The following is a 10,114-nucleotide window of genomic DNA, read 5'->3' as shown; positions in this document are numbered from 1 at the left end:
AACCCCTCTACCCCAATCTTTATCTAAGGGATTAACACGTAGCAATACCTCCGTTGGTGAAGGTAATCTTTACAATGCTAATAATGGTAAAGATGGCGAAAACTCTGCATCAAAATCAAAAGATAGGGTACGAGAAAAAGCAAATCCAGATAAAATTCCTTAAATAAAAACTTCTTATAATAAGAGTAAACAAGATCTTCTGTATTACAGAACATCTTGTTTTATTCGTAACTATTAAAGATATTTATAAATATATTAAAAAAATTCAATTGTATTATAAAATTACTTTATCATCTGCTCTAAATATATTATAGTTTCAAACTGTTAAACAAATTTATATGTTTCTAGGAATTAAATAAAAATGGCTTCACCCATAAAATTACTTTTAAAAGTATTTTTTTATAGTTCTATTTTTTATTCTTCCTATGCTTTTTCTGAAACTCTTTGTGGGCCAAAGTTAAATCAAATAAATTGTATAAATACAATAAAAAACCATTTGGATGAAGCAATGATGCTTGCCAATCAATCTAACTCTATTACCTTACCTACAAAAGATTATATAGAAACCAAAACACCTGTAATGGGAACGGTTTTAACTATACGAACCTATAAAGACGGGAGCATTGTTCGTTATTTAAACGATAAAAAACAAGGTTTTTTAATTGAAGGCAATACAAAAATAAAAACTATGTCTGCCCAATCACTTCTTGCTCATGCAGAAACTGCCATTACAATCAATAAAGGTAGAAAAATAAACAAAGATGGCACAACTAGCTATATAATAGAGATTGGAAAAAAACTTATCACCATCATTTATAATACAAGAATTGGTGAAATAACTGTCTCTGCATCTGGAATATCCCAGACCGAATTAGATGCAATCCTCAATATGCTTAATAAGCCTAGTGATAAAAAAACCTTTTTCTATAATCACGATAGTATAAACAGTCCATTTGATCGTAGTAGCCAAGATAAAAACGATGGTAAGAAACTTGATAAATTTAAGAATGATCCATATAAAACACCCATAAGCGTTGTCCATTTTTAATTTTAAATATCTACCTTATACATTGGCTAGATCTTTATAATTTAATCCTTCTTGACTTGACAAAAAATCTACACATATTATTAATATATTCAGACTATTTTAGTCTGAATTAATATTCCTAAATTATTATGAGTATATGATATGCTTCGTATAAGTCGTTTAGCTGATTATGCTGTTGTTTTGACAAGTTACATGTCAAAATACAACTCACTTGCTTTTAATACCCATGATTTAGCCAAATCTACAAATATACCTGCCCCCACAGTAAGTAAAATTCTTGCAGCGTTAGGTAGACACGGGCTTTTAGATTCGCAGCGTGGCGCCAAAGGTGGATATAGATTAATAAGATCAGCTGAAAATATCTCAGTTGCAGATATTATCAAGGCTATCGATGGTCCTATTGCCCTTACTTTATGTGCGGATACCAACAATCACCAATGTGAAGTTGAAGTTTGCTGTCCTACAAAAAAAGGATGGCAAAAGATTAATGAAGCTATTCAAAAAACTCTAACCAATCTTTCTTTGGCTGAGATAAGCAACGATCCACATAATAAGATAAACCATGCATCTGAACCCTTACCCAATCATTCATCCCTTAAGGTGACTTTATGACAACACCAGCTACCCCTATAACTGAGCAAGATAAAACTATGGAAGCTTTAAATCATAAATATAAATATGGTTTTGTCACCGATGTTGAAACAGAAAAAGCACCCAAGGGATTAAACGAGGAAACGGTGCGGTTTATTTCCGCGCAAAAAAATGAACCCACTTGGCTTTTAGAATGGCGCCTTAAAGCATTTCGTTTATGGCAAACAATGGTTGAACCAACATGGGCAAAAATTCATTATCCGCCCATTGATTATCAAGATGCCTATTATTATGCCGCGCCTAAGAAAAAACCAAAATTAAATAGTTTGGATGAGGTTGATCCAGAAATCCTAAAAACCTATGAAAAATTGGGCATACCCTTGCATGAACAGCAAATGCTAGCAGGCGTTGCCGTTGATGCCGTTTTTGATAGTATTTCTGTGGCCACAACATTTCGTCATAAATTGGAAGAAGCGGGTGTTATTTTTTGTCCTATTTCTGAAGCTATCCAAAAATATCCAGATCTTGTCAAAAAATATTTGGGAAGTGTTGTCCCCTATTCTGATAATTTTTTTGCAACATTAAATTCTGCCGTTTTTACAGACGGTTCTTTTGTCTATATTCCAGAGGGTGTGCGCTGCCCCATGGAGCTTTCAACCTATTTCCGTATTAATGCATCGCAAACTGGGCAATTTGAACGTACCCTCATCATAGCTGATAAAAATAGTTACGTAAGTTATTTAGAGGGATGCACTGCACCGATGCGCGATGAAAATCAACTCCATGCGGCTGTTGTGGAATTAGTGGCACTCGATAATGCAGAAATTAAATATTCGACGGTCCAAAATTGGTATCCAGGCGACGAAAATGGTAAAGGTGGTATTTATAATTTTGTAACCAAACGTGGCGCATGTCGGGGCCACCATTCAATTATTTCTTGGACCCAGGTGGAAACAGGATCGGCCATTACTTGGAAATATCCAAGCTGTCTTCTCCAAGGAGATTATTCAGTTGGTAAATTTTATTCAATTGCGATTGCCAATAATTATCAACAGGCAGACACAGGAACCAAAATGATCCATTTGGGTAAAGGGACAAAATCAACCATTATTTCCAAAGGTATTTCTGCAGGTCACGCCCAAAATACCTATCGTGGATTGGTACGTATGATGCCAGGGGCTGACTATAGCAGAAATTATACCCAATGCGATTCTCTCTTAATCGGTCATGAATGTGGGGCGCATACCATACCTTATATAGAAAATCGTAATCAAACAGCAAGCATTGAACATGAAGCAACCACATCCAAAATTAATGAAGATCAAATTTTTTATTGTCAACAACGTGGTCTTTCAACCGAAGATTCTGTGTCTTTAATCATTAATGGGTTTTGTAAACAAGTTTTACAGGAATTACCAATGGAATTTGCTGTTGAAGCCCAAAAATTAGTAAGTTTAAGCTTAGAAGGAAGTGTGGGATAATTATGCAAGCTCTTATCGATATTCGTAATCTTCATGTGTCTGTTGATAATAAACCCATTTTAAAAGGGGTAAATCTTGCCATTTATCCTGGTGAAATCCACGCGCTTATGGGACCTAATGGTTCGGGCAAAAGTACCCTATCCTATGTGTTAACAGGTAGATCCGGCTATGATGTAACAGAAGGCCAAATTTTTTATAAAGGCCAAGATTTATTAGCCCTGTCCATTGAAGAGCGTGCCCGCGCCGGCGTTTTTCTTGCCTTTCAATATCCCATAGAAATTGCAGGGGTTGGAAGTAATCAGTTTTTACGTGCCGCCCTTAATGCTGTACGTTTATCTCGCAACCTCCCTGAATTAGGGGCACTTGAATTTCTTAATCTTATTAAAGAAAAGCAAAAAAAATTAGGCATTCATGATGATATGATGCGCCGTTCCGTTAACGCAGGGTTTTCAGGTGGTGAAAAAAAACGTTATGAAATTTTACAAATGGCGCTTTTAGAACCAAGTTTTGCTATTTTAGATGAAACAGATTCAGGTCTTGATATTGATGCATTAAAAACTGTATCTGAAGGTGTTAATAGTTTAAAATCCCCGGACAAATCTATTTTGGTTATTACTCATTATCAACGTTTATTGGATTATATTATCCCTGATAAAATTCATATTTTAGCAGATGGACAAATTATTAAATCGGGGGATAAAAATTTGGCCCTCGCCCTTGAGCAAGAAGGATATGCCCCCATTTTAAAAGAAAATCGTAAAGGTGCCGCATGATTTTGAGCACCAACAAACCTACACAGTCGGGCAAATCTTTACATCAAGGATTACCTTTACCCCATATGGGGCTAGATGAAACCAAGCTTGGCCAATTGGCAGGGCATCATCATTCATGGTTACATAATTTACGTCATCAAGCTTTCATTACTGCCCAAAAAAAGGGATTACCCCATCCCAAAGACGAAAAATGGCGCTATACAAATTTTAATAAATTAAGCCAAGCCCATTTTAGTGATCAATCTGCACACAATTTGTTACCATTATTTTCGTTGGGTCATCATCCCTTGTTAACTGAACTTCATACCGCCCATCTTTTAATGATGGTTAATGGACAATACCGTCCCGATTTATCCAGTAAAAATGATGTACCTTCGGGTCTTTTTATTCAATCTCTTACCGATGTTTTGGCCACATCAAAAGAACAAGTTCCAACTATTCAAAATCTAGGAATTGCTTCGAAAGCAAATGGATTAAGTTTTCTGAACTTAGCTTTACTTAATCAAGGATTAATTATTAATGTTGCAGCCAATACACTTATTGAACCCATTCTTCATCTTGTTCACTATATAACCGATCAAGATGTGGCCTGCCCAATATATCACCATATTACAGTACAGGACCATGCTGATTTAACAATCGTTGAAACCTATATTCGGGAAACAAATAATAAATTTTCCAGCTGGTCTTTACCTTCCCTTAATATCAAACTTGGTAAAAATTCCAAATTACGCCATTACAAATACCATGAAGAACATGAGCTTTCATTCCATACAGCTGAAACTAACGTTGTTTTAGACAGCAAAGCTAACTATGAAAATTTTTATGTAACCTATGGAACTGTCCTTAACCGGCATCACCTTTCAATTTTTATGCAAGGGGATCATAGCCAATGCCAATTAAACGGGCTTTACATTTTAAATGATAAAAATCATACAGATATTTACACAGAAATAAATCATCAAGCTTATGCAACCACAAGCAAACAATCCTATAAAGGTATTCTTGATGATTATAGTCATGGCATTTTCCAAGGTAATATTATTATGGAAAAAGAAGCTGTGAAAGGTAATGGTCAGCAATTAAATAAAACTTTAACCTTATCACCCCATGCTCAATCCAGTTCCAAGCCAGGATTAGAAATTTATGTTGATGATGTTCAATGTTCACACGGCACAACAAGCGGTCAAATTCGTGAAGATGAACTTTTTTATTTACGGAGCCGCGGCCTTGATCCAGATACAGCCCAACGTTTAGTCATAGGTGGATTTATTGAAGAAAGCCTAAATGATATAACCCATGCAAAGGTTAAAGATGCCTTTAGTTTTGCTATTCACCATCCGTTAGAAAAAGGAAAAATGTATGATAATGGCCTTACGTCAAGAAAATAAATCTGTGTCATCTTATGATATAGAGAAAATCAGACGTGATTTTCCAATTTTTAGCCAATTGGTTAATGGCAAACCTTTAATCTATTTGGACAGTGCGGCAAGCGCCCAAAAACCAAAATGCATGATTGATGCTGTCAGGTCCTATTATGAAAGAGATTATGCCAATGTTCATCGCGGTGCTTATTATTTAAGTGGTAAAGCCACCGAAGCTTATGAAAATATCCGGCGTCAAATTGCCAAATTTTTAGGCGCTCAATTCGAACAGGAAATCGTCTTTACCAGAAATGCCAGTGAATCGATTAACCTTGTTGCGGCAAGTTATGGAAAAGCATTTTTACATAAAGATGATGAAATTATTTTATCAACATCCGAACATCATTCTAATATTATCCCCTGGCAAATTATTGCTGAAGAAAAAGGTGCCCATATTAAGGTTATTCCTTTAAACGAAGATGGAAGTATTAATTTAGATGCCTATAAAAAATTATTAAATCCACGTACAAAAATTGTTGGTATTGGTCATATTACAAATTCAACAGGTATTTTATGTCCATTAAAAACGGTCATAGATTTGGCCCATGATCAGGGGGCGGTTGTTGTAGTTGATGGGTGCCAAGCTGTCCCCCATATGAAAATCGATGTCCAAAAATTAGATTGTGATTTTTATGTTTTTACTGGTCATAAATTATATGGACCAACAGGTACAGGCATTCTTTATGGTAAAAAGCATTTATTAGATCAAATGCCCCCCTACCAAAGTGGGGGAAGCATGATAAAAAATGTAACATTTGCCAAAACGGATTATGCAGATGTTCCAACCCGTTTTGAAGCAGGTACCCCAAATATATCTGGTATTATGGGATTAAGTGCTGTTGTTCACTATGTCCAAACCATTGGTTTGGATGCGATAGGTCAGCATGAAAAATCTTTATTAGATTATGCTTTAGAACAATTACCTTCCATTAAAAATTTAAAAATCATTGGGTCATCCCCTGACAAAACAAGTATTTTATCTTTTATCATTGATGGCATCCATCCCCATGATATTGCAACCATTTTAGACCAAGACGGTATCGCGGTACGTGCGGGACACCATTGTGCCCAACCCACCATGGATCATTATAATATAGCAGGTACCATACGTATATCTTTTGGTATGTATAACACGTTCCAAGATATTGATTTTTTGGTGAAATCGCTTACAAAAGTTGAAGGAATTTTTAAATAATGTCCGATTTACGCGAATTATATCAAGAAATTATCCTTGACCATAATAAAAACCCCCGCAATTTTGGTCATCCCAATCATTATATGTATGAAGCACGTGGTGACAACCCATTATGTGGTGATAAAATTACCGTTTATCTTTCTCTTAAAAATGGCATTGTTAATCCTATTGCATTTGAGGGTAAAGGATGTGCCATTTCCATGGCATCCGCTTCTTTAATGACAGAAATTATTAAAGGCAAAACCGAACAACAAGCTCATCATTTTTTTGATTATTTTCATCAGCTTTTAACCCATGATAATCCTGACGCAGCACCATCTGATGATCAAACCTATGATATTCTTAAAATTCTGACAGGGGTTAAACAATTCCCGATGCGGGTTAAATGCGCCACCCTTGCTTGGCATACCTTAATGGCTGCCCTTAAACATGAAAAAAAAGCGACAACAGAATAATGGAAACACTACAAACACCATCCGATCCAACAAAAACTGATAGTAATTCAGAAAAATCAAAGTCTTTGTTAAAAGAACAAATTATTGATGCGCTGAAAACAGTTTATGATCCTGAAATTCCTGTGAATATTTATGATCTAGGGCTTATTTATGAAATCCATATTAATGATCAAAATCACGCAAGTATTGTTATGACCTTAACAGCACCGGGTTGCCCTGTTGCAGGTACTATGCCAGGCTTGGTCAAAAATGCAGCACTTACAGTTAAAGATATTGTTGATGTTGATGTAGAACTTGTTTTTAATCCACCTTGGGATAAATCCATGATGTCCGAGGTTGCCAAGCTCGAGCTAAATTGGTTATAATAGAAAAGGAATAATATTATGACACAAGCACTAAAAAACGCCATTACCTTAACCAATAAAGCCGCAGAGCGCGTTCGTTTTTTATTAGATCAAAAACAAGGTGACGCAACGGCCCTTCGCATTAGCCTTAGCACAAAAGGATGTTCAGGTTTAAGTTATTCGGTCAATTACGCAACCTCTCCAGAACCTTTAGATGAAATTATCCAAGATAAAGGTGTAACCCTTTATATTGATAGCAAAGCATCCCTGTTTATTTTTGGTAGTGAAATGGATTATAAGGAAGACAAATTTGACTCTGGTTTTGTTTTTAATAATCCCAACGAAAAAGGTAGATGTGGGTGTGGACAATCCTTTCATATTTAATATGAGGGATAGTTTTCATTAAGAATAATTATTCCCTATTAGAAACTATTTTTTGCCATGGAAATTAGCTAAGCTTGCCTGGTAAATTATCTATCTGTTGGCAACAATGGTATTAGTATTCAGTATTTATAACCCATTTCTATATGTATAATGAACATCAGATTAGAACAACCCAATGATAAAGAAGCTATTAGTCTTTTAATTCAGGAAGCTTTTATCGATCATTCCCATAGTCATCATAATGAACATATCATAGTTGATAGATTACGAGCAGAGGGGGCATTAACTTTATGATTGGTGGTAGAAAATAATGACGAGACCCTTATAGGGTATAGTGCTTGTTCACCCGTTTGGATCGACAATAAAGATCAAAATTGGTATGGGTTAGGTCCAATTTGTATCAAACCATCCTACCAAAAACGGGGAATTGGGCATATTTTAGTTAAAGCTACGTTAAAAAATATGGAAAACGAAGGGGCGCATGGTATTGTAGTTGTAGGGGATCCAAATTATTATAAAAAATTCGGGTTTATTTATGATTCCAATCTTACTTTCGATAATATTCCCCTGGAATATTTTCTTGTTTATCCTTTTTTAATTCGATTCCCAAAGGTTGTGTAACTTATCACCCTGCTTTTTATTAAAATAAAATTAAATAAATACCGTATTTTTATAATTATATAAATTTTTACTCTAATTCTATTTTACTTGATTAATTTTTTTCATAAAACATTTTATATTTTTAATAAAATAAAATATTTTATAAAAAAATGTAATTTTATTTAAAAATATATTGACTTAGAAAATTAATTTTCTAAAATTTTACTATTATTTTAAACTTATATTTTAAGGAACAAATTTATGATAAAAAAACTTTTGGCAATTGCTGTTCTTTTTACCCCAGTTGTAGGGTTTGCTCATACAGCCCCATCAACAAATCCACAAAACTCATCAAAAGATGGTATGCAGTTAGCAAGACCATTATGTGATCATTTGCCACCAAATTCACCTCTTTGGGATAAATGCCTATAATTATTTAAATTTAAAATCATGTTAAAAAGGCTGTAAATAATTACAGCCTTTTTCATTTTACACACAATTATTATTTATTTTTATTAATAAAAATATTATAAAAAATAATAAAATTTCATTTTTATTTTATTTATTATAATTTTATATCTTGACTTATATAAGATATATCACTTTCATTTAAAATATTATAATTTTGTTTTTATTAATTATTTTAATTTAAGTAGATTATTTTATGACACGTATTCTATTAGTTATATTCACATTTTTTACATCAATGACTGCTTTTGCCAACGTTCCAACTTTGGCAGATAAAAGCATTGTTAAAAGCAATCAAATCCAATTGTCTTTAGGATTTTGTGGCGAAGTTGACCCAAAAGTTATTAAACGTTGTTTACCATAAATTAAATTTTGCCCCCCCCTACTAAAATTAAAATCCCTTATGAAAATAAGGGATTTTAATTTTTAATTCTATGTAGTCCTTTTAAATAAAAATTATTTATTATATAATAATTATATATATAAAATTATAATTAATATCATTAGAATTTTATATTATACATATGAATAAATAACATATTTTTAATTTAGATTTATCTATCCTACTTAATCATGTACTTTAATTTTAAGGAGATTTTTATGACACGTATTCTATTAATTACATTAGCAGTTTTTTCATCAACAACTGCTTTCGCTAACATTTCAACGACAAATGATAAAATTATTACCCCAAAATCACAACAATTAGCCCTAGCCCGTTGCAGTGATTTAGAACCCCCAATTAAAATCAGATGTTTACCATAATTTCCATATTATCTATGCTAAATTAGACTTAATCCCCACCTCGTGGGGATTTTTTTTGATAGTTTTACAGCAGAACTAAGTGTAAGAGATGCAAAATAATATTGATCTTCGCTTAAAAAAGAAGATTATTACGTAAACATATTTTATTAACTTATTTTAACTTTTTTATTTATTATTGTTTTGTTGAAATATTATAAATTTTTATATTTAATTATAAATTATAAAAATTTATAATAATAATGAAAAAAAGATCTTTTATACAAATATTTTATGATTCTTTATTTAAATATAATTTTATATGTTGACATAAATGAATAATATTTTTTAATCTAATGCTATATAGTTAATTTTATCTATTAATTTAAGGGGATTATTATGATACGACTTATATTAATTACATTAACTTTCTTAACATCTTTTTCCGCTTTTGCGCATATTTCGAATCCAACAAATAAAATCATCGTAAAAAATGATCAGATCCAATTGTCTTTAGGATATTGTGATCAAGTAACACAACATATTCCACGTTGTTTTCCATAAAATTATTTTTCTTCCATAAATTAGATAACAAAAAACCCACTTTATA

General features: G+C 33.0%; 14 protein-coding genes and 1 pseudogene. All 15 read left to right on the top strand.

All coding sequences use genetic code 11. The annotated features are described in order from the left end of the window. Positions 1 to 361 precede the first annotated feature (361 nt). The 15 genes and pseudogenes from K1X44_08375 (at position 362) to K1X44_08305 (ending at position 10,068) form a co-directional block, all read left to right on the top strand. Positions 362 to 1,048 (top strand): hypothetical protein, encoded by a 687-nt coding sequence (locus tag K1X44_08375; protein ID MBX7147307.1) that lies wholly within the window; start codon positions 362 to 364, stop codon positions 1,046 to 1,048. A 141-nt stretch (positions 1,049 to 1,189) separates the two neighbouring features. Next, a pseudogene (locus tag K1X44_08370) lies at positions 1,190 to 1,660 on the top strand (SUF system Fe-S cluster assembly regulator). After that, entirely contained in the window at positions 1,657 to 3,120 is a 1,464-nt protein-coding gene (gene sufB / locus K1X44_08365; GenBank protein MBX7147306.1) for a Fe-S cluster assembly protein SufB, read from the top strand. The pseudogene K1X44_08370 and the gene sufB overlap by 4 nt, the downstream one beginning before the upstream one ends. A gap of 2 nt (positions 3,121 to 3,122) precedes the next feature. Further along, on the top strand, positions 3,123 to 3,893 hold the full coding sequence (gene sufC, locus K1X44_08360) for a Fe-S cluster assembly ATPase SufC (GenBank protein MBX7147305.1): 771 nt from the start codon (positions 3,123 to 3,125) through the stop codon (positions 3,891 to 3,893). After that, positions 3,890 to 5,284: a Fe-S cluster assembly protein SufD gene (gene sufD, locus K1X44_08355; protein ID MBX7147304.1), complete on the top strand. Its 1,395-nt coding sequence runs from the start codon at positions 3,890 to 3,892 to the stop codon at positions 5,282 to 5,284. Before sufC ends, sufD begins: the two co-directional genes overlap by 4 nt. Next, positions 5,262 to 6,512 (top strand): cysteine desulfurase, encoded by a 1,251-nt coding sequence (locus tag K1X44_08350; GenBank protein ID MBX7147303.1) that lies wholly within the window; start codon positions 5,262 to 5,264, stop codon positions 6,510 to 6,512. Before sufD ends, K1X44_08350 begins: the two co-directional genes overlap by 23 nt. Then, entirely contained in the window at positions 6,512 to 6,967 is a 456-nt protein-coding gene (locus tag K1X44_08345; protein ID MBX7147302.1) for an SUF system NifU family Fe-S cluster assembly protein, read from the top strand. The genes K1X44_08350 and K1X44_08345 overlap by 1 nt, the downstream gene beginning before the upstream one ends. Then, positions 6,967 to 7,332, top strand: coding sequence for an SUF system Fe-S cluster assembly protein (locus tag K1X44_08340; GenBank protein MBX7147301.1), 366 nt, complete (start codon positions 6,967 to 6,969; stop codon positions 7,330 to 7,332). The genes K1X44_08345 and K1X44_08340 overlap by 1 nt, the downstream gene beginning before the upstream one ends. Positions 7,333 to 7,350: 18 nt before the next feature. Then, the gene (locus K1X44_08335; protein MBX7147300.1) at positions 7,351 to 7,695 is read left to right on the top strand and encodes an iron-sulfur cluster assembly accessory protein; all 345 of its coding nucleotides are present in this window, start codon (positions 7,351 to 7,353) and stop codon (positions 7,693 to 7,695) included. A gap of 150 nt (positions 7,696 to 7,845) precedes the next feature. Further along, the gene (locus tag K1X44_08330) at positions 7,846 to 7,989 is read left to right on the top strand and encodes a hypothetical protein (GenBank protein MBX7147299.1); all 144 of its coding nucleotides are present in this window, start codon (positions 7,846 to 7,848) and stop codon (positions 7,987 to 7,989) included. Next, complete coding sequence (locus K1X44_08325) at positions 7,990 to 8,316, top strand: N-acetyltransferase (protein MBX7147298.1); 327 nt, start codon at positions 7,990 to 7,992, stop codon at positions 8,314 to 8,316. 240 nt (positions 8,317 to 8,556) lie between these two features. Continuing rightward, on the top strand, positions 8,557 to 8,727 hold the full coding sequence (locus K1X44_08320; protein ID MBX7147297.1) for a hypothetical protein: 171 nt from the start codon (positions 8,557 to 8,559) through the stop codon (positions 8,725 to 8,727). 232 nt (positions 8,728 to 8,959) lie between these two features. Then, positions 8,960 to 9,127 carry a hypothetical protein gene (locus K1X44_08315; GenBank protein MBX7147296.1) on the top strand — a complete coding sequence of 56 codons (168 nt, stop codon included), beginning with the start codon at positions 8,960 to 8,962 and terminating at the stop codon, positions 9,125 to 9,127. A 236-nt stretch (positions 9,128 to 9,363) separates the two neighbouring features. Continuing rightward, positions 9,364 to 9,528, top strand: a complete 165-nt coding sequence (locus K1X44_08310; GenBank protein MBX7147295.1) for a hypothetical protein — start codon at positions 9,364 to 9,366, stop codon at positions 9,526 to 9,528. A gap of 375 nt (positions 9,529 to 9,903) precedes the next feature. Beyond that, a complete protein-coding gene (locus tag K1X44_08305; protein MBX7147294.1) occupies positions 9,904 to 10,068 on the top strand; it encodes a hypothetical protein in 165 nt (54 codons plus the stop codon). Positions 10,069 to 10,114: the final 46 nt, after the last annotated feature.

The organism is Alphaproteobacteria bacterium (assembly GCA_019695395.1).
In the GTDB taxonomy this organism is placed as follows: domain Bacteria; phylum Pseudomonadota; class Alphaproteobacteria; order JAEUKQ01; family JAIBAD01; genus JAIBAD01.
This window is presented reverse-complemented; position numbering and strand designations above follow the sequence as displayed.

Bases quoted from the DNA above. Each gene is read 5' to 3' on its own strand.
- K1X44_08320 (MBX7147297.1), top strand. From the start codon at position 8,557: ATGATAAAAAAACTTTTGGCAATTGCTGTTCTTTTTACCCCAGTTGTA.
- sufC (MBX7147305.1), top strand. From the start codon at position 3,123: ATGCAAGCTCTTATCGATATTCGTAATCTTCATGTGTCTGTTGATAAT.
- K1X44_08350 (MBX7147303.1), top strand. From the start codon at position 5,262: ATGGCCTTACGTCAAGAAAATAAATCTGTGTCATCTTATGATATAGAG.
- K1X44_08315 (MBX7147296.1), top strand. From the start codon at position 8,960: ATGACACGTATTCTATTAGTTATATTCACATTTTTTACATCAATGACT.
- K1X44_08305 (MBX7147294.1), top strand. From the start codon at position 9,904: ATGATACGACTTATATTAATTACATTAACTTTCTTAACATCTTTTTCC.
- K1X44_08345 (MBX7147302.1), top strand. From the start codon at position 6,512: ATGTCCGATTTACGCGAATTATATCAAGAAATTATCCTTGACCATAAT.
- K1X44_08340 (MBX7147301.1), top strand. From the start codon at position 6,967: ATGGAAACACTACAAACACCATCCGATCCAACAAAAACTGATAGTAAT.
- K1X44_08310 (MBX7147295.1), top strand. From the start codon at position 9,364: ATGACACGTATTCTATTAATTACATTAGCAGTTTTTTCATCAACAACT.
- sufD (MBX7147304.1), top strand. From the start codon at position 3,890: ATGATTTTGAGCACCAACAAACCTACACAGTCGGGCAAATCTTTACAT.
- K1X44_08335 (MBX7147300.1), top strand. From the start codon at position 7,351: ATGACACAAGCACTAAAAAACGCCATTACCTTAACCAATAAAGCCGCA.
- K1X44_08330 (MBX7147299.1), top strand. From the start codon at position 7,846: ATGAACATCAGATTAGAACAACCCAATGATAAAGAAGCTATTAGTCTT.
- K1X44_08375 (MBX7147307.1), top strand. From the start codon at position 362: ATGGCTTCACCCATAAAATTACTTTTAAAAGTATTTTTTTATAGTTCT.
- sufB (MBX7147306.1), top strand. From the start codon at position 1,657: ATGACAACACCAGCTACCCCTATAACTGAGCAAGATAAAACTATGGAA.